The organism is Microbacterium azadirachtae, assembly GCF_025583665.1.
GTDB lineage: Bacteria > Actinomycetota > Actinomycetes > Actinomycetales > Microbacteriaceae > Microbacterium > Microbacterium azadirachtae.
In genome coordinates, this window is the sequence record NZ_CP099706.1 from 2,452,260 (window position 1) to 2,478,160 (window position 25,901).

Consider the following 25,901-nt stretch of genomic DNA (forward strand, 5'->3'; position numbering starts at 1 on the left):
CGGGATGCCCCTCGCCCGCCGACTGACCCTCGCCGACGCCGTCGCGATCGGCCTCGGATCCATGATCGGCGCCGGCGTCTTCACCGTCTGGGGCCCGGCGCTCGGAGCCGCCGGATCCGGCGTGTTCGTCGCGCTGCTGCTGGCCGGGATCGTGGCGTTCTGCAACGCGACCTCCTCGGCGCGCCTCGCCGCCGCGCACCCCGTCTCGGGAGGCGCCTACGCCTACGGTCGTGCCGAGCTGGGGCCGTGGTGGGGCTTCATCGCCGGGTGGTGCTTCGTGATCGGCAAGCTCGCCAGCTGCGCGGCGATGGCCATGACGGTCGCCGCCTACGTCGCACCGCCCGCGTGGCAGAGGCCGGTCGCGATCGGCGTGGTCGCTCTGCTCACCGCGGTCACCTGCTTCGGCGTCACGCGCACCGCGCGCCTCACCCAGGCGCTCGTGGCGGTGACGCTGCTGGGCCTCGCCGTCGTGCTCGCCGCGGCGGGCACGGCGCTGTCGTCCTCCTCACCCGTTCCGCTCCCGGACGGCACCGCATACGGCGTCCTGCAGGCCGCGGGCCTGCTCTTCTTCGCGTTCGCCGGCTACGCGCGCATCGCGACCATGGGCGAGGAGGTGCGCGATCCGGCGCGCACGATCCCGCGCGCCATCGGGATCGCGCTCTCGGCCGTGCTGATCGTGTACATCGTCGTCGGTGCGGCCGTCGTGCTGACCCTGGGCGGCGCGGCGACGACCACGACCGCACCGCTCGTCGGCGTCGTCGAGGCCGCCGGATGGTCCCCCGCAGCGCCCGCGATCCGGGTCGCCGCAGCGGCCGCAGCGACCGGCGCGCTGCTGGCCCTGCTGTCGGGGATCGGGCGCACCTCGCTCGCGATGGCGAGGGAGCGCGATCTTCCCCCGGCCCTGGCCGAGATCGACCGCCGCCACCACGTCCCGCGCCGCGCGCAGCTGGCGGCGGGGATCGTCGTCGTGGCGGTGGTCGCCGTGTCCGATCTGCGCGGCGCGATCGGCTTCTCCTCCTTCGGCGTGCTGCTGTACTACCTGGTCGCGAACCTCAGCGCGTTCGCGCGCTCGCGCAACGCGCTCCGTGAGACGCGTCGGCGCGTGCCGTGGCTCGTCCCGGTCGCGGGCGCGATCGGCTGCGTCGTCCTCGCGGCGACGCTCCCGCCGCTCTCCGTCCTGATCGGCGCCGCCGTGGTCGCGGTCGGGGTCGCCCTCCGCGCGCTCAGGATCGCCCGGGATCGGCGCCCGCGCGATACGACGACGCCGTGATGCCCAGCACCGCGCGGAAGTCGTTCGCCAGGTGGGCCTGGTCGGCGTAGCCGAGCTCGGCCGCGACGGTGGCCAGATCCGTGTCCGGATCGGTGCGGATCCGCTCGGCGGCCTCCTGCAGCCGGCGACGGCGGATGATGGCAGCCGGCGAGAGCCCGACGTGCCGATGGGCCATCCGCTGCAGGGTGCGCACCGACACGGCCAGCCGGGCCGCCGCGTGCTCGGGGGTGCGCACGGAGGGATCCGACATGAGCAGCCGCGCCATCGCGTTCGCGTGGCGCTGCGGCGCCGTCACCTCGCCCACGCGGTCGCGCAGCCAGGCGCACAGCACCGCGACGGCCCGCTCGCGATGCCCCTCCCCCGGCGCCATCGCGTGGGCGACCGCCTCCGGCAGACCCGGCGCGTCGAACGGCTCGACGCGGTCGAGCAGCGCGATCGGCGTCTCCGTCAGCGCCGCGACGGCGGCCGGCCGCAGCAGCGCGCCGACGGCCCACCCGCGCCCGGTCAGATCCCGGGAGCTCGCCCGCGTCGTGGCGCCGGACAGCACCGTGCCGCTCCCCTCGACCACGAGGTTGAGCGCCGGGAACGAGACGAGCTCCTGCCGGGAGGAGCGACCAGGCTCGATGACCCACTCCGGGATCCAGCACCACTCCACGAGCTCCGCAGCATCGGCCGGCGGCGGCAGCCGATGGAACTGCGGCAGGCGCGCCGGATAGAGCACACCCCGCGTCGGCTCGACCATGCCTCGAGCGTAGGAGACGGCGCCGACATCCGGGCAGCCGCCGGAACGACCGCGCACATGTGGCGCGAATCTCCAAGCGCCGCCGCGCGAGCGCGACCTAGCCTCGAGACATGAGCGAAGAAACCCCCACGACAGGCACCACCGGCGTCACCGGCCGGTACACCACGAACGGCCGCCCCAACTCGGCCACCTCCCTCACCCCGTTCCTCGCGATCCCCGACTCCCGCCGTGCGATCGAGTTCTACCGCGACGTCTTCGGCGCCCGCGTGGTCGACATCACGGAGTTCGGCGGGGTCGTCGCGCACGCCGACCTCGACTTCGGTCTGGGCGTGCTGCAGCTCGGCGACCCCAACCCGGAGTACGGGCTGATCGCCGCGCCGGGCGGCGACGCGGACTGCTATTCGATGGGTCTCTACGTCCCCGATGTCGACGCCGTCGTCGAGCACGCGGTCGCCGCCGGGGCGACCGTGCGCGAGGCCCCGTCCACCTTCGTGTCCGGCGACCGCTACGCGAGCATCCGGGATCCGTTCGGCGTGCGCTGGTCGATCATGACGCGCGTCGAGGACCTCTCGGAGTCCGAGAGCGCGGCGCGCGTCGCGGAGTGGGCGGCGTCCTTCGGCGGCTCGGAGAGCTGAGCTCAGCGCGTCGGCGCGCCGAGCGGTTCGGCGGTCACGGTGGTTCGGCGATCCGTCGCGGCCGCCGAACCCTCGGCCAGCGCGTCCTCCGACAGAGCCTCCTCGGCCGCCGCGGAGACCGCGGGCAGCAGCGCCTCGGCGGTGCGGCGGTAGCCGAGGGCGCTCGGGTGGAACCGGTCGAGGCTGAACATCTCCTCCGGCTCGTCGAAGAACATCGTCCCGACCGCCCGGCGCAGATCCACCGCCGTCGCGCCGTGCTCGATCGCCGCCTGCGCCTGCGCCGCAGCCAGCCGCCGCGACATCCGCGAGGCGATCGCGCGCAGCGGCTGCGGCACGGGCCGCAGCGCCCCGAGGTCGGGACACGTGCCGACCACGACACCGGCGCCGAGCGCATGCAGCCACCCGATCGCGTCCTCCAGGTGCTGCACCGAGAGGGACACCGGGATCCGGTGCGTCACGTCGTTGCCGCCGACCACGATCACCGCGACGTGGGGCAGATAGTCCGTCTCGAGGGAGGCCAGCTGCGTGTCCAGATCCGTGGACTCGGATCCGACGATCGCCACGGTCCGCAGGCGCACCGGGCGGTGCAGACGGCGGGCGAGCCCCTTCGCGAGCCGTCCGCCCAGGGTGTCCTTGCGCCGCTGGGCGCCCAGACCCGCCGCCAGCGAGTCGCCGAGGAGCAGCAGCTCCACGGGGTCGCCGTCCAGGCGCGGCCGCCACACCCGATCCGCGGGGACCGCGTCCTCGCCGAGCGGCTTCCCGATCCGGCGGCGGGCGATGCGCGCCTGACGCCCGATGGCGAGACGCACCGCCAGCGCGGTGCCCGCGACAGCGATGCCGGCAGTGCCCAGCACGCCCGCCCACGGCACACCCGGCCACTCGCCGGCGTCCCGCGGACCCCGGTCGCCGGGACGGCCCGGCCGCCGACGGACGGGAGCAGGAATGCTCGAGGATCGGGTCTGACCGCGGTCGGCAGCGTCCATACGCCGATCAGACCGCATCGACATGAACGGCGCGTGTCCGGCAGCGGACCGACCGGCGACGTGCGCGTCGTCAGGCGAGCGGCTTGACCTCGAGGGCGTCCGATGCGTCGCCCGCGCGCACGGCCGCGAAAGCCGTGTAGCCGTCGGCCGCGGCACGCTCCAGCAGCGCCTTCAGGTTCTTGGTGCGGCGTTCCAGTCGCACGCGCGCCCCGTCGGCGATGAGCGCGGCCTTGTGCGCCACGAGCTCGGCGACGGGCACGTCGGCATCGTGCACGAGCACGACGGCCTGCCCGGCCGCGTCGTCGGCCCACTCGAGCAGATCCACGATCCGCTCGAAGCCGATCGAGAACCCGACCGCCGGCACCTGCTGCCCGAGGAAGCGCCCGATCATGCCGTCGTAGCGCCCGCCCCCGCCCAGCGAGTAGGCGACTGAGGGGTGCGCGAGCTCCATGATCGTGCCCGTGTAGTAGCCCATGCCGCGCACGAGGAACGGGTCGAACTGCAGCGGGATCGGGTCGATGACATGCTCGGTCTCTGCGCCTGTCGACGGGCGGGCCGCGGCGACCGCCTCGCCGAGGCCGACGAGGTGGGCGACGAGCTCGTCGGGCGCGTTCTCGGGCAGCGCCTTCCGGATCTGCTTCTCGCCGTACGGGTTGTACTCGAGGGTCTGCGGGCGGTGGAGGAAGGCCGCGAACGCGTCGACGGCGGAGGCCGTGGCCCCGCGCTCGCGGAGCTCTGCGACGATGCCGTCGGACCCGATCTTGTCGAGCTTGTCGATCGTGATGAGCACGCCGGGGCGCTCGCCCTCCGCGAATCCGAAGGAGTCGAGCATCCAGTCCAGCGCACGGCGGTCGTTCACGCGCACCATGCCGCCGGTGAGGCCGAGCGCATCGATCGTGTCGAGCGAGGCGACGATCAGCTCGGCCTCGGCGCGCGCCGAGTCGTCGCCGATGATGTCGATGTCGCACTGCACGAACTGGCGGTAGCGGCCCTTCTGCGGCCGCTCGGCGCGCCAGACCGGGCCGATCTGGATGGAGCGGAACACCCCGGGGAGCTGACCGCGGTTCGTCGCGTAGAACCGGGCCAGCGGCACGGTCAGGTCGTAGCGGAGCCCGAGGTCGCTGAGGGCGGCGGGATCCTCGGCGGCGGCGCTGATCGCCTCGGCGTCGAGTCCGCGGCGCAGGATGTTGAACGACAGCTTCTCGTTGTCGCCGCCGATCCCGGCGTGCAGCCGGTCGTACTCCTCCACCACGGGCGTCTCGATCTCGTCGAACCCGTGCGCGCGGTAGCGCTCGCGGATGACGGAGAGCACGCGCTCACGACGCGCCTTGTCGGCGGGGAGGAAGTCGCGCATCCCGCGCGGAGGATTGACCGTTGCCACGTGACCATTGTTCCAGGTCCGTCACGCCCGCCTGTGCGGCGGTCGAGGAGCGGTGTCCGCTCCGATCCGCAGCGAACATCGCGCCTCGACGTCAGTTCCCCGCCTCGGCGGCGCGCACCTCGTCCTCCAGGATCCGCACCCGCTCACGCAGCGCGCGCTCGGCGTCCCAGCCGTGCGCGCGGGCCGTCGCGACCAGCTCGAGCAGGCGCTCGCCCAGCGCGGACTCGTCGACCGGCGCGTCATCGAGCGCGGGCGCCGGCGTCGGTCCGACGATCGCGGGCGGCGGCTCCTCCTCCGACGCGGAGGCGTCCGCGGCCGGGGATCCGCTGATCCCGGCACCGACCTTGGCGGCCCGGCCCAGGATCTTCTGCGCGCGGGCGAGCGCGGGCATCCCCGGCGGGATCCCGTCCAGCACGCTGCGGCGCTCGCGCTTCTCCGCCGCCTTCGCGGCGTTCCAGTGGACGAGCACCTCCTCGGGCGTGCGGGCGACCGCATCGCCGAAGACGTGCGGGTGGCGCCGGGTCATCTTCTCGGTGAGCGTGCGGGCGACGTCGTCGATGTCGAACGGGTCGTCCGGATCCTGCGCCGCGATGGCGGCGTGGAAGAGCACCTGCCAGAGCAGGTCTCCGAGCTCTTCGCGCAGCTCCGCACGGTCCTCGCGCTCCACGGCGTCGATGAGCTCGGCCGACTCCTCCACCAGGTACGGCACGAGCTCCCGGTGCGTCATGGCCTGCGACCACACGCACTTCTCGCGCACCTGCCGCATGACCTCGGCGGCCGCGCGGAGCGGATCCGGCCGCGACGGAGGCTCGGGTTCAGCGCTCACTCCAGGGCTCCTCTTCCTCGTCGTCCTCGTCCGGCTCGGACTCTCCCTCGGCATCGCCGGCGGCGCGGTGCGCCCTGGCGCGCCAGGAGACCAGGATCGCGGCGACCACGAGCGCGATCACGGATCCGAGCAGCACCGCGAGGATGGCCTCGTCGCGCACGTCGGGGTGGGCGGCGAACGCGAGGTTCGCCAGCAGCAGCGACACCGTGAAGCCGATGCCGCCGAGCGCGCCTGCCGCGAGCAGGTCCGGGAAGCGGATCGCGGGCGGCGTCCCGGCCGGGCGGATCCGCTGCGCGACCAGGCCGAACAGCGAGATGCCGAGCAGCTTGCCCACGGGCAGGGACACCAGGATCGCGAAGAACGCCGGGGAGAGCGCCGAGACCGGCACCTGCGGGATCACCACGAAGGCGGCGACGAACGCGAACAGCGGCAGCACCAGCCCGTTGACCCAGGGCTCGAGCACGTGGCGCGTGCGATCGGCGGCCCGCGGCGCCATCACGAGCCCCAGCATCACGCCGGCGATCGTCGCGTGCACGCCGGAGGCGGCGAACAGCCCCCAGGCCACGACCCCGACGATCACCATGAGCACGATCAGCACCGGGCGCGACCAGCCGTCGCGCCGCACCAGACGGCTCAGCACCGCGAACACGACCACGGCCACCAGGCCGAGGGCGAGCAGCACCAGATCCAGCCCGTGCGCGAACAGCACCGCGATGAACACGATCCCCACGATGTCGTCGAGGATGGCGAGCGCGAGCAGGAACGCCCGCACGGCCGACGGCAGCCCCCGCCCGAAGACCGCCAGCACGCCCAGGGCGAAGGCGATGTCGGTGGCGGTCGGGATCGGCCAGCCCGTCGCACTCGGACCGCTCCCCGCGATGAGCAGGTAGAGCGCGATCGGGACGAGGATCCCGCCGGCCGCGGCGATCGCGGGCTGGATCGCGGCGCGGACGCTGTTCAGCTCGCCGCGCGTGAGCTCGTACTGCAGTTCGAGCGCGACGACGAAGAAGAAGATCGCGAGCACGCCGTCGGAGACCCAGTGCGCGATCGAGAGATCCAGGCCCGTGCCGGGCACGGCCAGGTGCGCGTCGAGGATCCCGGCGACGGCGTCGTGCGCAGGCAGGTTGGCCAGCAGCAGACCGAGCCCTGCGGCCGCGAGCAGCAGGATCGCGGGGAACTGGGCGGATCTCAGAAGGCGGCTCGGACGACTCATCCCCTCCACCGTATCGCGCGGTCGCACGCGGCCACGAGGGCGGGCGGGGCACGAATGGCATACCGTGGCGCGCACGCCGTCACGCTGGTCATCGGGCGCGCGGCGTCGGTTTACGCTCGAACCGTGACCCCCGACACGACCCATACCGAAGCCATCCGCATCGTCGGCCGGTTCGAGGCAGGGCGCGAGCTGCCCGAGGCGATGCGCGCGGACGTGCGCATGCTCGGCGCACTGCTCGGCCAGGTTCTGCGCGAATCCGGCGGCGACGATCTGTTCGACGACGTCGAGCGCCTGCGCCAGGCCACGATCGAGGCCTACACCGACGAGTCCTCGGAGGCGTTCGATCGCGCCACCCGCATCGCCGAGGAGTTCTCCGTGCAGCGGGCGGACGAGGTGGCCCGCGCATTCACCGCCTACTTCCACCTCGTGAACCTCGCGGAGGAGCACCAGCGCGTGCGCGTGCTGCGTGAGCGTCCGGAGCCTTCGACCGGCACCGGGAGCGAGAGCAGGACGGACACCGTCGCCGGCGCCTACGCGCAGCTGATCGCCGAGGTCGGCGAGGAGGAGGCCCGTCGCCGGCTGAGCGGCCTGCGCTTCCACCCCGTCTTCACCGCGCACCCGACCGAGGCGCGCCGCCGTGCCGTGTCCTCGAGCATCCGGCGCCTCGCCGAGCTGCTCAGCGCTCACGACGAGGCGACCCCGGGCGGCGCCGAGGCGCACCGCGCCCGACGTCGCATGCTCGAAGAGGTCGACACCCTCTGGCGCACCGCGCCGCTGCGCGCGCAGAAGCCCGAGCCCACCGACGAGGTGCGCACCGTGATGAGCGTGTTCGACGAGACGCTCTTCACCACCGTGCCGCACGTGTACCGCCGCATCGACGACGTCCTCCGCGGCGAGGAGTCGGGATCCTCGGCACCCATCGTGCCCGCCTTCGTGCGCATCGGCACCTGGGTCGGCGGCGACCGCGACGGCAACCCCTTCGTGACGGCCGCGGTGACGCGGGAGGCGGCCTCGATCGCCGCAGACCACGTGCTGCGCGGGCTCGAGCGCGCCCTGGAGCGCATCGGCCGCACGCTCACGCTCGACGCCGAGGGCACGCCCCCGTCGGCGGAGGCGACGCGGCTGTGGGAGTCGCTGCAGGCCGCGCACCCCGAGGTGGCGGGCGAGGTCGCCAAGCGCTCCCCGGGAGAGCCGCATCGCCGTATCCTGCTGCTGCTCGCCCACCGCGTGGACGCCACCCGCCGCGGCGACGAGGGCGGCTACACGGATCCGGAGCAGCTGCTCGCCGATCTGCGCGTGGTGCAGTCCTCGCTCGATGCGGCGGGCGCGCACCGTCATGCCTTCGGCGGCGTGCAGCACCTCATCTGGCAGGTGGAGACGTACGGCTTCCACCTCGCCGAGCTCGAGGTGCGCCAGCACTCCCAGGTGCACGCCAAGGCCCTGGCCGAGCTCGGGGCCCGCCCGGACGGATCCGGCGACGGCGGGACGGTGAGCGCGCAGACCGAGGAGGTGCTGGCGGTCTTCCGCACCATCCGGGAGATCCAGCGCACCTACGGGCCGCGTGCCGCCGGCCGCTACGTCGTGTCGTTCACCCAGTCGGCGCAGGATCTCGCGAACGTGCACGCCCTGGCCGCGCACGCCTGCGGCGACGACCTGCCGGTGCTCGACGTGGTGCCGCTGTTCGAGACGTTCGCCGACCTGCAGGCGGCCCCCGGCATCCTCGCCGAGATCGTGGAGCACCCCGCGTTCGCCGCGCGGCTGGCCGCGACCGGCCGGCGCCTGGAGGTCATGCTCGGCTACTCCGACTCGTCGAAAGACGTCGGCCCGGTCGCCGCGAACCTGGCGCTCTACGAGGCGCAGGCGAAGATCGCCGCCTGGGCGCAGCGGGAGGGCATCGAGCTCACCCTCTTCCACGGTCGCGGCGGAGCGCTGGGACGCGGGGGCGGGCCGGCGAACTCGGCCATCCTCGCCCAGCCACCGCACTCGGTCGACGGCCGGTTCAAGCTCACCGAGCAGGGCGAGGTCATCTTCGCCCGCTACGGCGAGCCCGCGATCGCGATGCGGCACATCGACCAGGTGACCGCCGCGACGCTGCTCGCCTCCTCCCCCGGCGTCGAGCAGCGCAACAGCGCCGCGGCCGCCCGCTTCGCCGAGGTGGCCTCGACCATGGACCGCGCCTCCCGGGAGCGCTTCTTCGCCCTCGTGAAGGCTCCGGGCTTCGCGCCGTGGTTCGCGACCGTCACCCCGATGGAGGAGATCGGCCTGCTCGCCCTGGGCTCGCGCCCCGCGCGCCGCGGTCTCTCCGTGGAGTCGCTCGAGGACCTCAGGGCCATCCCGTGGGTCTTCGCCTGGACGCAGGCGCGCATCAACCTCGCCGGCTGGTTCGGTCTCGGCAGCGCCCTGGAGGCCGTGGGCGACGAGCAGCTGCTGCGCACCGCCTACCAGGAGTGGCCGCTGCTGCGCACCATGGTCGACAACGTCGCGATGAGCCTCGCGAAGACGGATCCGCGCATCGCGCGCCGGTACCTCGAGCTGGGCGACCGCGACGATCTCGCCGCCCTGGTGCTCGAGGAGATGGAGCTCACGCGCTCGTGGGTGATCCGCCTCACCGGCGGCGAGCGCCTGCTGGAGAACAAGCCGATCCTGCAGCGCGCGGTGGCGATGCGCAGCCCCTACGTGGATGCGCTCTCGCTCCTGCAGCTGCGCGCGCTGCGCGGTCTCCGTGATGCGGATGCGGCAGCTCCGGAAGGGTCCTCAGCGGCTCTGGAAGGACCGGCACCCGATCCCGATCTGCAGCGGCTGCTGCTGCTGTCGGTGAGCGGCGTGGCCGCAGGCCTTCAGAACACGGGCTGATCAGAAGCCTTTTTTGCGGATTCCTCATTCCCGTCATGACCACGGGGGTGAGGAATCCGCTGTATTAGAGTGAGGTTTCCGCCGTACCCGGCCGTCTGCGCACGACACGATCACCCGCGCCCCACTCCGCATCCCCCTCCGAAGGCATCCCCGCGTGACCGACACCCTCAGCGACCCCTCCCTCACCGACTTCCATCCGCTCTCCCCGCTCGCCCAGCCGGTCTTCGACCGCGTCCTCGCACGGGATCCGTACGAGCCCGAATTCCACCAGGCCGTGCACGAAGTGCTGCACTCGATCGGTCCCGTGCTCGAGCGCCATCCCGAATACGTCGAGGCCGGAGTGCTGGAGCGCATCGTCGAGCCCGAACGGCAGGTGATCTTCCGCGTGCCGTGGGTCGACGACCAGGGCAGGCTCCAGGTGAACCGCGGCTACCGCGTGCAGTACTCCTCGGTGCTCGGACCGTACAAGGGCGGCCTGCGCTTCCACCCCTCGGTGAACATCTCGATCGTCAAGTTCCTCGGCTTCGAGCAGATCTTCAAGAACGCGCTCACCGGCCAGGGCATCGGCGGCGGCAAGGGCGGATCGGACTTCGACCCGCACGGCCGCAGCGACGGCGAGATCATGCGCTTCTGCCAGTCGTTCATGAACGAGCTGTACCGGCATCTCGGCGAGCACACCGACGTCCCCGCGGGCGATATCGGCGTGGGCGGCCGCGAGATCGGCTACCTGTTCGGCCAGTACCGCAAGATCACCAACCGCCACGAGTCCGGCATGTTCACCGGCAAGGGCGTCGGCTGGGGCGGCGCCCAGGTGCGCACAGAGGCGACCGGCTACGGCGCGGTGTTCTTCGCCCAGGAGATGCTCGCAGTGCACGGCGACTCGCTCGACGGCAAGCGGGTGGGCGTCTCCGGATCCGGCAACGTGGCGATCTACGCGATCCAGAAGGCCGCGCAGCTCGGCGCCTCCGCGGTGACCGCGTCCGACTCCTCCGGCTACGTCGTGGACGACGCCGGCATCGACGTGGATCTGCTCCGCCGGATCAAGGAGGTCGAGCGCGGCCGCATCGTCGAGTACGCGCGGCGCCGGCCCGGCGCGCGCTTCGTCGAAGGCGGCTCGGTCTGGGAGGTGCCGGTGGACATCGCCGTGCCCTCGGCCACGCAGAACGAGCTGGACCGGGACAGCGCGGCGGCGCTCATCGCGAACGGCGTGCGCGCCGTCTCCGAGGGCGCCAACATGCCCAGCACCCCCGAGGCCGTGGCGGCGTTCCAGCACGCGGGCGTGCTGTTCGCCCCGGGCAAGGCCGCCAACGCCGGCGGCGTGGCCACGTCCGCTCTGGAGATGAGCCAGAACGCCGCCCGCCAGCGCTGGGGCTTCGACGACAGCGAGCAGAAGCTGCGCGACATCATGGCCGACATCCATCGGGCCGCGTTCGACGCCGCCGAGCGCTACGGCGTGCCGGGCGACTACGTGGCGGGCGCCAACATCGCCGGCTTCGAGCGGGTCGCGAACGCCATGCTCGCGCAGGGCGTGATCTGAGGCGCTCCGCACGCCGGGCTCAGGCGCCGGTCCTCCCGTCGAGGGCCGGCGCCTCGGTGTGCGCGGGGCCGGTGGCCGCCCACGAGCCGAGCGTGCGCAGCGCGTCCCCGGTGCGCTCGTCGGCGGCCGTGTACGTGACCAGCATCTGTGCGGGCTCGTCGGGGAGCGTGAGCGTCTCGTAGTCGAGGGAGAGCCGACCCACCTCCGGGTGGTGGACGAGCTTGTGCCCGTGCGTCTTCACGACGACCTCCTGCCGCGCCCAGATCCGGACGAAGTCGGCGCTGGAGATCGTGAGCTCGCCGATGAGCGCGGTGATCGCCCGATCGCCGGGCAGCAGCGCCACCATCCGGCGCAGGTGCGCCGCCGTCTCCCTGGCGACCTTCTCCCATTCCGGGTAGTAGTCGGCCGAGGTCGGATCCAGGAAGACGTGACGGGCCATGTTGCGCGGACCCGCGGGCAGGGCGATCAACGCCTCGCCGAGCAGGTTCGTCGCGAGCACGTCCATCCCCGCCCCGAGCACGAAGGCGGGGACCTGCAGCATCGCTTCCAGCAGGGCGATCAGCCCCGAACGCGGGGCGGCCGGGTCCGGCGCGGCGGTCGCCGGCGCCGGGCGGGCGAGCAGCCGCAGATGACCGCGCTCGACGTCGTCCAGGGCGAGCACGCGCGCGATCGCATCGAGCACCTGGTCGGATGCGGCGCGCGCCCTGCCCTGCTCCAGGCGCACGTAGTAGTCGGGACTGATCCCGGCCAGCAGGGCGACCTCCTCGCGGCGCAGCCCCGGCACACGGCGCTGGCCGCCGGCCGGCAGGCCCCGCTCCTCGGGCGCGATGCGCTCCCGCTTGGCGCGGAGGAAGTCGCCGATCTCGGATGTCATGCTCCCAGTATCACCGGGCACCGTCGCACGAGGGTGGTCCTGCCGGACCCAGGTTCACCGGGGCGTTCCGCGAGCCCGAGGGCGCCGGGAGGCTGGCCCCATGAACACCGAATCCTCCCTTCCCCTCTCCGGACGCATCGCCCTGGTCACCGGTGCCGGCAGCGGCATGGGCGCGGCGATCGCCGCCCACCTCGCGGCCCTCGGCGCCTCCGTCGCCGTCGTCGGCCGGCGCGAGGACCGCCTCCAGGCCGTCGCCGAGTCCGCTGTCGCGTCCGCCGGGCGGATCCTGCCCGTGCCCGCCGACGTCACCTCCGACGCCGATGTCTCCGCAGCGCTCGACCGCGTCCACGCGGAGCTCGGCCGCGTCGACCTCCTCGTCAACGCCGCCGGCGTGATGCTGCCGAACCCTCTCGCCGACGGCCGCGCCGACGAATGGGAGCGCATGATCGACACCAACCTCACCGGGCTGCTCCGCGTCACCCGCGCGGTGCTTCCGGATCTCCTGGACGGCACGGGCGTCCGCGACATCGTCAACGTCTCCTCGATCGCTGCCCACGCGGTGTTCCCCGACTACGCCGTCTACGCGGCGACGAAGGCCGCCGTCACGGCGCTGTCGGCCATGCAGCGCACCGAGCTCGCGCGGCGCGGCGTGCGCGTCACCAACGTCGAACCGGGTCTGACCGCGACCGAGCTGGGCACGCACATCGGGAACGAGCGCCTCGCCGCCGAGCTCGCCGCGATGTTCGCCGCGATCGAGGCCGTCTCCGCCGACGACATCGCCGACCTGGTCGATTTCGTCGTGACGCGCCCCGCGCACGTCAACCTGCGACAGGTCGTGATCCTGCCGACCCAGCAGGCGTGAGACCGCCCTGTCCGGGCTCCGTGCTGCGGAGCCCGGACAGGCGTTCACCAGCCCTCGGAGAGCACCCGGTCCAGGGCAGCGACGACGAAGTCCGCGCTCGCGGCCGTGAGGCACAGCGGCGGCTTGATCTTCAGCACGTTCGAGCGCTCGGAGGTGGTGAGCACGATGACGCCCAGCTCCCGGAGCCGCTCGCAGATCGCCGCCGCCTCGCTCGCGGCCGGCTCCATGCTCTCCCGGTCGCGGACGAGCTCGACCCCGAGGTAGAGCCCCTCGCCGTGCACCGGTCCGATCAGCGGATGGCGCTCGGCGAGAGCGCGGAAGCCTTCCGCCAGACGTCCGCCGACGACACGAGCGTTCTCCTGCAGCCCCTCGGCCGCCATCGCGTCGAGCACCGCGATGCCGACGCGGCAGCTGAGCGGGTTGCCCCCGGCCGAGGAGAAGAACTGCCCCTGGCCGGCCAGAGCGTCGGCGATCCGCTGCGAGGTGATGACGCCGCCGATCGGGAAGCCGTTGCCCATCGGCTTCGCGATCGTGATCAAATCGGGAACGACCCCGGACTGCTCGAAGCCCCAGAACGAGGATCCCATCCGACCGAACCCGACCTGCACCTCGTCGGCGATGCAGAGGCCTCTCGCCGCGCGCACGCGGGCGTACGCGTCGGCGAGATAGCCGTCGGGCAGCAGCACGCCGCCCGCGTTGCCCAGCACCGACTCGCAGATGAATGCCGCGATGGGCCGCCCCTCCTCGGCGAGCCGGTCGAGGTCCGCGCCGAGATCGGCGGCGTACCTCACGCCGGCGCCCTCGCCGCGGTAGGTGCCGCGGAACCGGTTGGGCACGTCCGCGACGTGCACCCAGTCCGGGCGCGTGGCGAGCGCATCGGGGTTGTCGTAGGCGCTGGTGGTCACCGCGTCGCTGGCCATCGTCCAGCCGTGGTAGGCCTCGCGCAGCGACACCACGGTCTGCCGTCCGGTGGCGGCCTGCGCCACCCGCAGGGCCAGATCCACGGCCTCGGATCCGCTGTTCACGAGCAGGACCGTGTCCAGGGCGTCGCGATCGGCGCTGCCCTCGCGGGCGTCGTCCGGCAGCAGAGCGAGCAGGCGCTCGCTGTACTCGGCGAGCTCGCGGTACAGGAACCGGGAGTTGGTGTTCAGGATCCGGATCTGCCGGTTCACCGCATCCGCGACGCCCGGATGCCCGTGCCCGAGCCCCGTGACGTTGTTGACCATGTCGACGTAGGCGCGCCCCGTCGTGTCGACGAGGTGGTGCCGCCAGCCGCGCTCGATCTGCGGCGGACGCTCGTAGTACCGCTCCTGCGCGCTCGCGAAGATGCGCTCTCTGCGGGCGAGCTCGGCGGGAGCCTCGTCGGCCTGGGCAAGCGCCGGGAGTCCGAGCCAGGGCGCCGGGTCGGCACTGAACCGGCGCCACGCGGGGACGACGTCGGGCAGCACGAGCGGCGCGTCGTCGACCGTCGGCACCTTCCCCGGGGCGTCGCGGCGGAGGATCGAGACCACGAGGGTCCGTTCGGTCTCGCTCTCCGGGAGCCAGCTGACGCCGTCGCCCGTCTCGACCTCCGTGCCGAGGTCGGGGGCGGACTCGGCGCCGTGGATCTCGCACACCCAGCCGTCGCCGAACGAGATCCGTACCATGCCGTACCCGGATCCCTCGATCCGCCCGGCGACCGGGGCGGTGATCAGCAGGCGCCCGCCCGCGGGGAGGTGGATCGCGGTCGCGAGCGGCCAGGTCGGCACCGCGTCCGCACTGTCCACGCGCGTGCGGGTGAGCCGGTAGACGCCGTACGGCATGACCGCGGCGGCCGCTCCCCCGGCGAACGCCGCGCGCACGAGCGCCCGCTCGGCATCGGGCTCGAGCCAGGCCCCCGCCGCCAGGTCCTCGGACTCCACGCCGGGGTCGAGGATCGCGACCTCGCCCTCCAGCCCGGGAAGCAGCGCGGCCAGAGGGGCACCTGCGGACGTCGGCGCGGGCGGTGCGGCGGCCGCGAAGCCCAGCCGGTCCAGGACGAGCTCGGTCGCCTCGGCGAGCGGCACCGCCGTGGCCGCGTCGAAGATCGCCTGCTCGCCCGCGATCCGCTCCCGGGCGTAGTCGTTGCCGCCGTCGATCTCGAGCTGGCGCCAGCCGCTCGCCACGAGCAGGGCCGCGCGCAGCACGATCAGCGCCCAGACCGCGCGCGCCTCGGACTCGCTGAGCGGTGCGTCGGCGTGGAAGGCGACGATCGTCTCGAGCACCCGCAGCGGGCGCTCCGGTTCGTGATGGAGCATCGACGACGCGCACACCGCGAGCTCCGCCACCCGCCAGCCGAGCGCGAGATCACCGAGGTCCAGGACCGTGCGCGGGTGCAGGCGGGCGTCGTCGCCGTGCTCGCCCATGACGTTGTCGTCGGTGAGATCGCCGTGGACGGCCTGCACGGGAAGCTGCGCGGCGACGGCGGCGAGCAGCCGCTCCGCCTGCACGATCGTCCCTTCCACCCGCCGGCGCAGCGCGGAGTCCTCGATCGACGGCAGCAGCCCGCGCGCCTCGTCCGCCGCGACCCGCATGTCCCACATGTGGGCGCGGTCGAGTCCGGGATGCGCGAGCGCCGACAGCGCGTTCACCGAGGCGGCGGCCAGCGTCCCGAACTCCCTCAGCACGACCGGCGCGAAGTAGCCGGCGTCGACCATGGGCTCGCCCTCGGCGAAGGCGCTGCGCCGCACGGAGAGCCCCCGCCAGCGCTGGGTGAGGGACCCGTCCCGGCCCGGGAAGGCGGCCGGCACCGCGACTCCGGCGCGGCGGTAGGCGTCGAGCGCGGCGTGCTGTGCATCGCGCGCGCTGTCGGGGAAGACGGGATTGTCCACGCGGAGCACGCTGCGGGTGCCGTCTGCCTCGGTCAGCAGGAAGTTGCGGTCCTGGTTGCTGCCCAGCTCGGACGCGGTGGCCGTGATGCCCCAGTGCTCGCGGGCGATGGCGACGGCGTCGGACACGGAGACGTCGGGGCGCACGAGACCCCCGGTCGGCTGTTCGGGCACAGCGATCCCTTCGTTCGGAGCGTAAGGTGCGGCGTCGGCGCTCAGAGCGCGCGGTCGTCGCTGTGGCGGGCGAGCGAGCGCGCGTAGCGCTCGGTCAGCTGCACCATGAGGTCGGGCGTCGAGCGGTCCACGCCGAACACGTAGCCGGGGAAATCGAGCTCGTGCTGGGCCTCCCAGATCTCCTCGTGCCTCTCGGGCGAGAGGATCCGCACCGGATCGCCGACCGCCACCCAGCCGATCGGCACGACGGACTCCGGAGGGAGCGTGGTGCGCAGATGCACGACCGCGTTGATCCGCACCTCGCTGCGCTCGCCGATCACGGCGCCGTTGAAGATCCTGGTGCCGGTAGCGAGGAAGACCTCCTCGGCGATCGTCGCTCCGGAGATGCTCGCCATGGGTCCGACCAGCACGTGGTCGGAGATGTGCACGGGGTTCGCGGCGGTGGCGCGGATGAGCGCGTTCTCCATGACGATCACGTGCTCCCCGAGGGTGATCGGACCGCCCTCGGCAGTGATCACCGCACCGTGCAGCACCTGGCAGTTCGGTCCGACCGTGACGTCGCCCGAGATCACGGCGGACGGTGCCACGACGGCCGTGTCGTGGATGCGGGGCCGAGCCCCGAGGTGCTCGTAGATCATGCCGCCAGACTAGCGGCGCTTGCTCAGGTGCGGTTGCGGGCGCCGCGGATCAGCCCGATCACGAGGGTCGCGAGGAAGAGCACGATCCCGAGCACGGCGAGCCAGACCAGGCCCTTGACGACGAAGCCGAGGATCGAGAGCCCGAGCCAGACGATGAGCAGGATGATCAGCAGTGTCCACATGCGATCAGCCTCGCGCGCGCGGCGCAGGGCGGCCACCCCATTGACGCACGGCATCGGGTGCGGTACGGCGCCCGGCGCTTGCCGTTCCCGATCCGCTCTGGCAGGGTGGGCCGCATGCAATGCCGATGACCCGGATCCTCTCCCCGCCGCCGCCGCTGACATGCGCGACCGTGACGCGGCCTCCCTCCGATCGGAAAGTCATCGCCATGCCCTCTTCTGCCTCTGCCCCCTCGTCCGCCGCGGAGACGCGCCCGCTCACCGGCCGGACCGCGTTGATCACGGGCGTCTCCCGAAGGCGCGGAATCGGCTACGGCGTCGCGACCGCTCTCGCGGCGCTCGGCGCCGACGTGTTCCTTCACCACTACCGTCCGCACGACCTCGCCCAGCCGACCGGGGCCGATGATCTGGATGCGGTGCGCGCGGGCGTCCGCGCCGTGCAGGTGCCGGGCGCCCGGCTCGGAGACCGGTCGGCGGATCTTCGCGACCCCGACACGATCGAACCCCTGCTCGACGCGGCCACCGCCCTCACCGGACACCTGGACATCCTCGTATGCAACCAGGCGATGAGCGGCACGGACGGGAGCATCTACGACATGACACCGCACCGGCTGGACGCGCACTGGCAGGCCAACGCGCGCGCTTCCCTGCTGCTCACCGCGGGATTCGCGCGGCGCCGCAGACGGGAGCTCGGAGGCGACGGTGCCGTCGCAGCCCGGCCCGGGGACCGCGGCGGAAGCCTCGGACCCTTCTCGGCGCCGACCGGTCACGTGATCTGGATGACCTCGGGTCAGGCGCACGGTGCGATGCGCGGCGAGGTCGCCTACGCGACGAGCAAGGCCGCGCTCGCGGGCATCACCCGCACGGTCGCCGCCGAGCTGCTCGAGGTGGGCCTCGTCCTGAACACGGTCGATCCCGGTCCGGTGAACACCGGTTACCTCGATCCCGAGACGACCGATCGCGACCTCTCGGAGCACCTCGCCTGGGTGCCGACCACGCCCTTCGGCCGCGTGGGCCGCATCGAGGATCCCGCCCAGCTGATCGCCTGGCTCTGCAGCGATGCCGGATCCTGGGTCGTGGGCCAGGTGCTCACGACCGATGGCGGCTTCTCGCTGGGATGACGGGACGCGACGAGAAGAAGAGACCGATGAATCCCCCAGCCCATGAGTTCGTCCCCTTCCGCCCGCTCCCTCTGCCCGACGCCGAGCTGCGCTATGCCCACGGCCCCGGCTCGCATCCCCATCAGGAAGTGCCGGCAGGCGAGATCTTCGCCTTCGACATCCAAGACAGCCTCATCTACCCGGGGACGACGCGCCGGATCTGGGTGCACAACGCCGCCGATCATGACGCCGGGACCGCGGCACCCGTCATGATCTTCAACGACGGATGGTGGTACCTGGATCCGAACGGCGAGGTTCGAGCCGGCATCGTGCTCGACAACCTGATCGCGCAGGAACGCCTGCCTCGTGTCGTTTCCGTTTTCGTCGCCCCTGGAGTCTTCCCCGATCGCCTCGACTCGAAGAACCGCAATGCGGAGTACGACGCGGACGATGCCCGCTATGCGGACTTCCTGCAGCAGGAGGTACTGCCCCGGGTCGCGACCCGTCGAATGCTCACCGACGATCCCGGGCAGATCGGGATCTGCGGAGGCAGCTCAGGCGGGAACGCGGCTTTCACTGCGGCATGGCGACGCCCTGACTTTGTAAGACGCGTCATCGCTTTCAACTCGAGTTTCGCCCAGATGCCCGGCGGGAATCCCTACCCGGCTCGCATCGCGAACGAGGAGCGTCGGCCACTTCGGGTGTTCCTGCATGCCGCACATCGGGACCTGCACTGGAACGAGCCCGAAGAGAATTGGTTCGCCGAATCGCTGGAGACGGCGGCGGCACTCGTGCGCCGAGGTTACGACCTGCGACTCGTCGTGGGAGACGGTGGACACAGCCCCAACCACGGCGGCGTTCTGCTGCCCGACGCGTTGAGCTGGCTCTGGTGCTGACCGCCGCGATCAGGCGCCGATGGGCGGGAGCAGCCCCTTCACCGCCGCCATCGTGCGGGCGATGAGCAGGGTGGGATCCGTGATCTCGCCCTCGACGAGCAGCTGATCGAAGTCGACGCGCGGGATCCGTGCCAGTTCGACCCTCTCGCTCGGATCGTCGATCGGGGCGCGGCCCGGGCGCACCCCGGTCGCGAAGAACAGGTGCGTGGCCCAGACGCTGCGGCCCGGGTTGGCGAAGAATCGGTGCAGCGGGATGAGCTCGGTCGCGACGAGGCCGAGCTCCTCCTCGAGCTCGCGACGCGCCGCCTGCTCCGGAACCTCGCCGAATTCCGCGGCACCGCCCGGAAGATCCAGGATCCAGCGATCGATCGGATAGCGGTACTGCCGGGCGAGCAGCAGATCGGCGCCGTCCTGCACCAGCACCGCGACCGTGAACGGCACGCTGCGGTCGACCTCGAACGTGGTGCGCTCGCCGGTCGGGAGCTGCACCTCGTCCACATCGATGCGCACCCGCCCGCGATGCGTCTCGCGGGTCGAGATCCAGCGCCACCGGGGATCCGCCGCCGGCTCCGGGCGCACCCGCGAGCGCCGCGACGGATCGGGCGCCGCGGAGCGACTCTCCGGGTGCAGCGCCGCGCGACGGCTCTGCGACAGCTGCTCCGCCACGAACGCGCGTCCCTCGGCCGCGGACAGCGCGCGGCCGCGCCGCCGTGCCGCGGCGAGCTCGGCGCTCACGACGCCGCTCCCGCGGCGACGGGCGCCTCGGCCGGCGCCGGCTCGGGGAAGAGCGCGGTGAGGAGCTGGCCGGTCCACTCGACCGGATCCGCCCTGTCCGCCCCGGGCATCGGCACGACGAGCGCCTCTCCCCCGGCGACGAGCTTCGCCTGCGGATACAGCCGCTGCAGGCGCACCTTCATCGAGTCCTCCAGGCGCGCCGGCGCCACCCGCAGGTTCGACCCCATCGCGACGACGTCGGTGAGCCCGGCCCGGGCGGCGCGACGGCGCAGCCGCGCGATCGCGATCAGTCCCTCCACCTCGGCGGGAGGCGTGCCGTAGCGGTCCGTCAGCTCCTCGACGACGTGGTCGATGGCCTCGTCGGGCGCGGTCGCGGTCGCCGCGCTGGACAGCTTCTGATACGCCTCCAGGCGCAGTCGCTCGCTGTCGATGTACGCCTCGGGGATCCGCGCGTCGACCGGCAGCTCGAGCCGCAGCTCCGCCCCGGTCTCGGTCTCCTCGCCGCGGAACGTCGCGACGGCCTCGCCGATCATGCGCAGGTACAGGTCGAAGCCCACGCCGGCGATGTGACCGGCCTGCTCCGCGCCCAGCAGGTTGCCGGCGCCGCGCAGCTCCAGATCCTTGAGCGCGACCTGCATCCCGGATCCCAGGTCGTTGTTCACCGCGATGGTCTGCAGCCGGTCGGCGGCGGTCTCGCTCAGCGGCTTGCTGTCGTCGTAGAGGAAGTAGGCGTAGGCGCGCTCGCGGCCGCGGCCCACGCGTCCGCGGAGCTGATGCAGCTGACTCAGGCCGTAGCGGTCGGCGCGGTCGATGATGATCGTGTTCGCGTTCGAGATGTCGAGGCCGGTCTCGATGATCGTCGTCGAGACGAGCACGTCGTACTTGCGCTCCCAGAAGTCGTCGACGACCTGCTCCAGCTGGTGCTCGCCCATCTTGCCGTGCGCGACCGCGATCCGCGCTTCGGGCACCAGCTCCGCGAGCTCGGCGGCCACGCGCTGGATCGACTGCACCCGGTTGTGCACGTAGAAGACCTGTCCTTCGCGGAGGATCTCCCGACGGATCGCGGCGGCCACCTGCTTGTCGCTCTTCGGGCCCACGAACGAGAGGATCGGGTGCCGGTCCTCGGGCGGCGTCTGCAGGGTCGACATCTCGCGGATGCCCGTCACCGCCATCTCCAGCGTGCGCGGGATCGGCGTCGCACTCATCGCGAGGATGTCGACGTTCGTCTTCATCTTCTTCAGCGCGTCCTTGTGCTCGACGCCGAAGCGCTGCTCCTCGTCGATGATCATGAGACCCAGGTCCTTGAACATCACCTGGTCGGTGAGGATCCGGTGCGTGCCGATCACCATGTCGACGGATCCTTCGAGCAGGCCGTCCAGCGTGAGCCGCGCCTCCTTGTCGGTCTGGAACCGCGACAGCGGCCGCACCTTGACCGGGAAGCCGGCGAAGCGCTCGGTGAAGGTCTCCAGGTGCTGCTTGACGAGCAGCGTCGTCGGAACGAGCATCGCGACCTGCTTGCCGTCCTGGATGGCCTTGAACGCGGCGCGCACGGCGACCTCGGTCTTGCCGAAGCCGACGTCGCCGCTGAGCAGGCGGTCCATCGGGATCGGCCGCTCCATGTCGGACTTGATCTCGTCGATGGTCTGCAGCTGATCGGGCGTCTCCGCGAACGGGAACGCCTCCTCCAGCTCGCGCTGCCACGGCGTGTCCTTGCCGAAGGCGTATCCCTTCGCCGCCATGCGCGCGGAGTACAGCTTGACGAGCTCGACGGCGATGTCGCGCACCGCCTTGCGCGCCTTGCCCTTGGCGGCGGCCCAGTCGCTGCCGCCCATCTTCGACAGCGTGGGAGCCTCGCCGCCGACGTACTTGGAGAGCAGGTCGAGCTGATCGGTCGGCACGTAGAGCTTGTCGCCCGGGTAGCCCCGCTTGGTCGGCGCGTACTCGAGCACGAGGTAGTCGCGCGTGGTCTTGACGGCATGGCGGCCGCCCGAGGACACCTCGCGCTGGGTCATCTCCACGAAGCGCGCGATGCCGTGCGTCTGGTGCACGACGAAGTCCCCGGCCTTGAGCTGCATCGGATCCACGACGTTCTTCCGTCGCGACGCAAGCTTCTTCACGACCCGGGTGTCCCCGCCGATCGTGCGTCCGTAGAACTCGTTCTCGGTGATGACCGCGATCTTCGCGTCCGCGATCTGGAAGCCGGACTCGATCGCGCCGGTCACGAGCGTCGCGATCCCCGGATCCGGGCTCTCCGGCAGAGACGCGACCACGCGCGCCGCGATGCCGCGATCGGCGAGCACGTCGCGGGCGCGGTCGACCAGGCCCGCCCCGGAAGAGACCAGCACCACCCGCCACCCGTCCGAGACGCGGCCCGCGGTGAACTCGATCGCGCCGTCGACGTTGCCGTGGAACGACGGGATGGGCGCGGCGCGCACCCCGTCGGCGCCGTGGTCGAAGGCCGCATCGTCGGCGCCCGCGTCGAAGGCGCTGAGCCGCCACCACACGCCGTCACGATCGTGCACGGCGGTGCGCAGCTCCGAGATCGAGAGGAAGTCGCCGGTCTGCAGGTCGATCGGCGCGGAGGCGCCCGCGGTCGCGGCGCTCCAGGCCGCGTCGAGGAACTCGCGGTTCGTCTCGCCGAGGCTCGCGGCCCGGGCTCCGCTGCGCTCGGGATCGACGAGGGCGACGGCTGCGCCGTTCGGGAGGTAGCCGACGAGGGGCACCACCGGGCCGGCCACCACGGGCAGCAGCGACTCCATGCCCTCGACCGGGATGCCCTCCGCCATCTTCTGGAGCATGCCGGCGATGCCGGGGAAGGCCTCGACGAGGGACCCCGCGCGCTCGCGGACCTCGGCGGTCAGCAGCAGCTCGCGGCTCGCGGGCAACGCGACCGCGGTGGGTGCCGCAGGCAAGGAGCGCTGGTCAGCCACCGAGAACAGACGGATCTGGTCGACCTCGTCGCCGAAGAACTCGACGCGCGAGGGGTGCTCCGCGGTCGGAGGGAAGACGTCGAGGATGCCGCCGCGCACCGCGAACTCGCCGCGCCGCGACACCATGTCCACCCGGGAGTACGCGCGCTCGACCAGGGAGGCCGCCACGCCGTCGAGGTCGTAGCCGCGCCCGCCGACGGCGAGCTCGAGCGGCTCCACATCGCCCAGTCCGGCGGCGACCGGCTGCAGGGCCGCCCGCACCGACGCGACGACCACGAGCGGACGCTCGCCCGACCAGATCCGCATCCGGCGCAGCACCTCGAGGCGCCGACCGACCGTGTCGGGGCTCGGGCTCAGGCGCTCATGAGGGAGGGTCTCCCAGGCTGGGAACGAGAGGATCTCGGCCTCCGGCAGGTACGATCCCAGCGCTGCCGCCAGGGACTCCGCCCGCCGGCCGGTCGGGGCGACCACGAGCAGGGCGGCCGGCCGGTCCGCGGCGGCACGGCGCTCGAGGAGCCCGGCCAGCATCGGCGCGTCCATGCCGGCGCTCGCGAGCAGGTCGGCATCGGTCTGCGCCCAGGTCAGGGCGTCGCGGAATCCGGACGCCTCCTCTTCCAGAGCGCGGATGATCCCCTGCACAGTCACCGGAAGAGTCTACGTGGAGTCTCGGACACTGCGGGGCTCGGCCTCCGTCCTCGCGCTCCCCGGCCCCGGTCCCGTCCGGATCGCGGCGGACGCGCCTCAGTCCTGCACGACCACCGGCTCGAAGCCCGCGGCGCGCAGCGTGTCCAGTGTGAGCTGCGAGTGCTCCGGACCGCGCGTCTCCACGCTGAGCTCGAGGATGACGTCGTTGATCTGCAGGCCGTGCCCGTGCCGTGTGTGCATCGCCTCGATGACGTTCGCACCGGCGTGCGCGATGAGCTCCGACACCCGGGCCAGCTGGCCGGGGCGGTCCGGGAGGGGGATGCGCAGAGTGAGGTAGCGGCCCGACGCCGCGAGCCCGTGCGAGACCACGCGCTGCAGCAGCAGAGGGTCGATGTTGCCGCCCGAGAGCACCGCGAGCGTGTTGCCCGTGTCGTGCACCTTCCCCGCGAGGATCGCCGCGACGCCGACCGCGCCGGCCGGTTCCACCACGACCTTGGCCTGCTCGAGCAGCAGCAGCAGTGCGCGTGCGATGTCATCGTCACTCACCGTCACGACCTCGTCGACGAGCTCCTGGATCATGGCGAACGGCACGTCGCCGGGACGCGCCACCAGGATGCCGTCGGCGATCGTCGGCTGCGTGACGATCTCGACCGGGTGCCCCGCGTCGAGCGACGGCCCCATCGCGGCCGCGTTCTCCGCCTGCACGCCGATGACGCGCACCGTGCGCCCCTGCTCCGCGGCCCGCGCCTTCACCGCTGCGGCGACTCCCGCGATGAGACCGCCGCCGCCGATGCCGACCAGGATCGTGTCGACGTCGGGCACGTCCTCCATGAGCTCGAGGCCCAGCGTAGCCTGACCGGTGACGATGTCGCGATGATCGAACGGCGGGATGAAGACCGCGCCGGTGCGCTCGGCGAACTCCGCCGCGAGACGCAGCGAGGTCGCGACCGTCTCGCCCTCGAGCACGACCTCGGCACCGTACCCGCGCGTGGCGAGCAGCTTCGGCACCGGCACGCCCATGGGCATGAAGATCGTCGCGGGGATGCCCAGCGCCTGCGCCGCGAGCGCGACGCCCTGCGCGTGGTTCCCGGCGGAGGCGGCCACGACGCCCCGCGCGCGCTCCTCGGCGGTGAGCTTGGAGAGGCGGTGCACCGCGCCGCGGATCTTGAACGAGCCGGTGCGCTGCAGATTCTCCAGCTTGAGCGACACGGGCGACCCCAGCACCTTGGTCAGCGCGACCGAGGGCAGCGTCGGGGTGCGCACGATGACGCCGTCCAGGCTGTCCGCCACCCGCTGGATCTCGGCCAGCGTGGGGATCCCGGCGAGGGTGGTCGTCGTCTCGTTCGTCATCGCCTGCTCCTTCTCCGCGCCCGCGGCACGGTCCGCCAGATGTAGTCGCCGTCGGGGTCGGCGCCGGTGCGCCAGGCACCGGAGTTGATGGTCACGGCCGCCACGTTCACGAACGCGGCGAGCGGCACGGCGAACAGCGCCCCGGGGATGCCCGCGATGAGTGCGCCGCCGGCCACCACGAGGACGACCGCGAGCGGGTGCACCTTGACCGCCGACCCCATCAGGATCGGCTGCAGGATGTGCCCCTCGATCTGCTGGACGGCGAGCACGACGACCAGCATCCACAGCGCGATCCAGGGGCCGTTGTACACGAGCGCGAGGAACACCGCGAGGGTTCCGGTCACCACCGCCCCGACGATCGGGATGAACGAGCCCAGGAACACCAGCACGGCGACGGGGACGGCCAGGGGCACGCCCAGCAGGAACGCGCCGAGGCCGATGCCCAGCGCGTCGATGAACGCGACGAGCATCTGCGTGCGGGCGTAGTTGATCACGGTCGCCCAGCCGTTCTGCGCCGCGGCGTCCACCGCGGGGCGCGAGGCCTTCGGGAAGAGCTTGAGGGTCCAGGCCCAGATGCCGCCGCCGTCGGCGAGCAGGCAGAGCAGGATGAAGAGCGTCAGCACGGCGCCGGTGGCGACGTGGCCGAAGGTGGAGCCGACGGCGATCGCGCCCGACTTCAGCAGCTCGCCCTGCTCGCTGAGGAAGGTGCCGGCCTGGTCGAGCAGATCCGTGATCTGCGTCGGGGTGAGGTGCAGGGGCCCCTCGATGAGGAACTGCTGCAGCTCCCCCCACACCGCCACGGTGCGCGCCTGGACGCCGCCCCACTGCTGGGTGATCTGCCAGATCGCAAGCCACAGCAGGCCCCCGACGATCGCGACGGTGCCGAGGAGGGCGACGACGATCGCGAGCCAGCGCGGCCAGCGGGCGCGCAGCATGACGCTGAACGCGGGCCAGAGCAGAGCCGTGAGCAGGATCGCGATCATCAGCGGGATGACCAGGATCTTGAACAGCATCACCAGCCAGATCACGACGCCCAGGGCGGCCGCGATCACGAGCAGCCGCCAGGAGTACGCGGTGGCGATGCGCAAGCCGGACGGCAGTGCGCGCTGCACGTCGTCGCGCACGTCGACGCGGCCGGTGACGGATCGCTGCCGGAGGAGATCGCGCAGCCGGGGTGTGCTGTCCTCGCTCATCGATCCAGTCTACGGGGGCGCCGGAGCGCCCCCGGCGCC

The 25,901-nt window shown here is 72.5% G+C and carries 20 protein-coding genes; 7 read left to right on the top strand and 13 right to left on the bottom strand.

The window, feature by feature from the left end; all coding sequences use genetic code 11:
• Positions 1-4: 4 nt before the first annotated feature.
• Positions 5-1,270, top strand: coding sequence for an APC family permease (locus tag NFX31_RS11660; protein ID WP_045251187.1), 1,266 nt, complete (start codon positions 5-7; stop codon positions 1,268-1,270).
• Here NFX31_RS11660 and NFX31_RS11665 read toward each other — a convergent pair.
• Positions 1,224-2,012, bottom strand: a complete 789-nt coding sequence (locus tag NFX31_RS11665) for a helix-turn-helix domain-containing protein (RefSeq protein WP_262955802.1) — start codon at positions 2,010-2,012, stop codon at positions 1,224-1,226. The genes NFX31_RS11660 and NFX31_RS11665 overlap by 47 nt on opposite strands.
• Positions 2,013-2,122: 110 nt before the next feature.
• Here NFX31_RS11665 and NFX31_RS11670 point away from each other — a divergent pair, with 110 nt between their 5' ends.
• Entirely contained in the window at positions 2,123-2,647 is a 525-nt protein-coding gene (locus NFX31_RS11670) for a VOC family protein (RefSeq protein ID WP_091479112.1), read from the top strand.
• Positions 2,648-2,649: 2 nt separating this feature from the next.
• Here the strand turns inward: NFX31_RS11670 and NFX31_RS11675 are convergent, their stop codons facing one another.
• From NFX31_RS11675 to nhaA, 4 genes are all read right to left on the bottom strand, one after another.
• Complete coding sequence (locus tag NFX31_RS11675; RefSeq protein WP_262955803.1) at positions 2,650-3,630, bottom strand: SGNH/GDSL hydrolase family protein; 981 nt, start codon at positions 3,628-3,630, stop codon at positions 2,650-2,652.
• Between the two features lie 70 nt (positions 3,631-3,700).
• Entirely contained in the window at positions 3,701-4,984 is a 1,284-nt protein-coding gene (locus tag NFX31_RS11680) for a histidine--tRNA ligase (RefSeq protein WP_262957208.1), read from the bottom strand.
• Positions 4,985-5,102: 118 nt separating this feature from the next.
• The gene (locus NFX31_RS11685; RefSeq protein ID WP_248700471.1) at positions 5,103-5,777 is read right to left on the bottom strand and encodes a MazG family protein; all 675 of its coding nucleotides are present in this window, start codon (positions 5,775-5,777) and stop codon (positions 5,103-5,105) included.
• 49 nt (positions 5,778-5,826) lie between these two features.
• Entirely contained in the window at positions 5,827-7,050 is a 1,224-nt protein-coding gene (nhaA, locus tag NFX31_RS11690) for a Na+/H+ antiporter NhaA (RefSeq protein WP_262955804.1), read from the bottom strand.
• Between the two features lie 123 nt (positions 7,051-7,173).
• Here nhaA and NFX31_RS11695 point away from each other — a divergent pair, with 123 nt between their 5' ends.
• Both NFX31_RS11695 and gdhA read left to right on the top strand, forming a co-directional pair.
• The gene (locus tag NFX31_RS11695; protein WP_420847411.1) at positions 7,174-9,903 is read left to right on the top strand and encodes a phosphoenolpyruvate carboxylase; all 2,730 of its coding nucleotides are present in this window, start codon (positions 7,174-7,176) and stop codon (positions 9,901-9,903) included.
• A gap of 154 nt (positions 9,904-10,057) precedes the next feature.
• Positions 10,058-11,440 carry an NADP-specific glutamate dehydrogenase gene (gene gdhA, locus NFX31_RS11700; protein ID WP_045251193.1) on the top strand — a complete coding sequence of 461 codons (1,383 nt, stop codon included), beginning with the start codon at positions 10,058-10,060 and terminating at the stop codon, positions 11,438-11,440.
• A 19-nt stretch (positions 11,441-11,459) separates the two neighbouring features.
• Here the strand turns inward: gdhA and NFX31_RS11705 are convergent, their stop codons facing one another.
• The gene (locus NFX31_RS11705) at positions 11,460-12,314 is read right to left on the bottom strand and encodes a helix-turn-helix transcriptional regulator (RefSeq protein WP_262955805.1); all 855 of its coding nucleotides are present in this window, start codon (positions 12,312-12,314) and stop codon (positions 11,460-11,462) included.
• Positions 12,315-12,414: 100 nt separating this feature from the next.
• On the opposite strand from NFX31_RS11705, the gene NFX31_RS11710 reads away from it, so the two are divergent.
• Entirely contained in the window at positions 12,415-13,176 is a 762-nt protein-coding gene (locus NFX31_RS11710) for an SDR family oxidoreductase (RefSeq protein WP_045251195.1), read from the top strand.
• A 44-nt stretch (positions 13,177-13,220) separates the two neighbouring features.
• Here NFX31_RS11710 and NFX31_RS11715 read toward each other — a convergent pair whose 3' ends face one another.
• The 3 genes from NFX31_RS11715 to NFX31_RS11725 are packed head-to-tail and all read right to left on the bottom strand — an operon-like array spanning position 13,221 to position 17,016.
• Entirely contained in the window at positions 13,221-16,196 is a 2,976-nt protein-coding gene (locus tag NFX31_RS11715) for an aminotransferase (RefSeq protein ID WP_262955806.1), read from the bottom strand.
• 41 nt (positions 16,197-16,237) lie between these two features.
• Positions 16,238-16,834, bottom strand: coding sequence for a gamma carbonic anhydrase family protein (locus tag NFX31_RS11720; protein ID WP_045251197.1), 597 nt, complete (start codon positions 16,832-16,834; stop codon positions 16,238-16,240).
• Between the two features lie 23 nt (positions 16,835-16,857).
• The gene (locus NFX31_RS11725) at positions 16,858-17,016 is read right to left on the bottom strand and encodes a hypothetical protein (protein WP_045251285.1); all 159 of its coding nucleotides are present in this window, start codon (positions 17,014-17,016) and stop codon (positions 16,858-16,860) included.
• A 206-nt stretch (positions 17,017-17,222) separates the two neighbouring features.
• On the opposite strand from NFX31_RS11725, the gene NFX31_RS11730 reads away from it, so the two are divergent.
• Together NFX31_RS11730 and NFX31_RS11735 are read left to right on the top strand one after the other, a co-directional pair.
• Positions 17,223-18,134 carry an SDR family oxidoreductase gene (locus NFX31_RS11730; protein WP_262955807.1) on the top strand — a complete coding sequence of 304 codons (912 nt, stop codon included), beginning with the start codon at positions 17,223-17,225 and terminating at the stop codon, positions 18,132-18,134.
• The gene (locus tag NFX31_RS11735; protein WP_262955808.1) at positions 18,131-19,009 is read left to right on the top strand and encodes an alpha/beta hydrolase; all 879 of its coding nucleotides are present in this window, start codon (positions 18,131-18,133) and stop codon (positions 19,007-19,009) included. Before NFX31_RS11730 ends, NFX31_RS11735 begins: the two co-directional genes overlap by 4 nt.
• A gap of 9 nt (positions 19,010-19,018) precedes the next feature.
• On the opposite strand, the gene NFX31_RS11740 is transcribed toward NFX31_RS11735, so the two are convergent.
• From NFX31_RS11740 to NFX31_RS11755, 4 genes are all read right to left on the bottom strand, one after another.
• Complete coding sequence (locus NFX31_RS11740; protein WP_248700467.1) at positions 19,019-19,744, bottom strand: NUDIX hydrolase; 726 nt, start codon at positions 19,742-19,744, stop codon at positions 19,019-19,021.
• Positions 19,741-23,319: a transcription-repair coupling factor gene (gene mfd, locus NFX31_RS11745; protein ID WP_262955809.1), complete on the bottom strand. Its 3,579-nt coding sequence runs from the start codon at positions 23,317-23,319 to the stop codon at positions 19,741-19,743. Before mfd ends, NFX31_RS11740 begins: the two co-directional genes overlap by 4 nt.
• A gap of 96 nt (positions 23,320-23,415) precedes the next feature.
• Complete coding sequence (ilvA, locus tag NFX31_RS11750) at positions 23,416-24,669, bottom strand: threonine ammonia-lyase (RefSeq protein ID WP_045251200.1); 1,254 nt, start codon at positions 24,667-24,669, stop codon at positions 23,416-23,418.
• A complete protein-coding gene (locus NFX31_RS11755) occupies positions 24,666-25,862 on the bottom strand; it encodes an AI-2E family transporter (RefSeq protein WP_045251201.1) in 1,197 nt (398 codons plus the stop codon). Before NFX31_RS11755 ends, ilvA begins: the two co-directional genes overlap by 4 nt.
• Positions 25,863-25,901 lie beyond the last annotated feature (39 nt).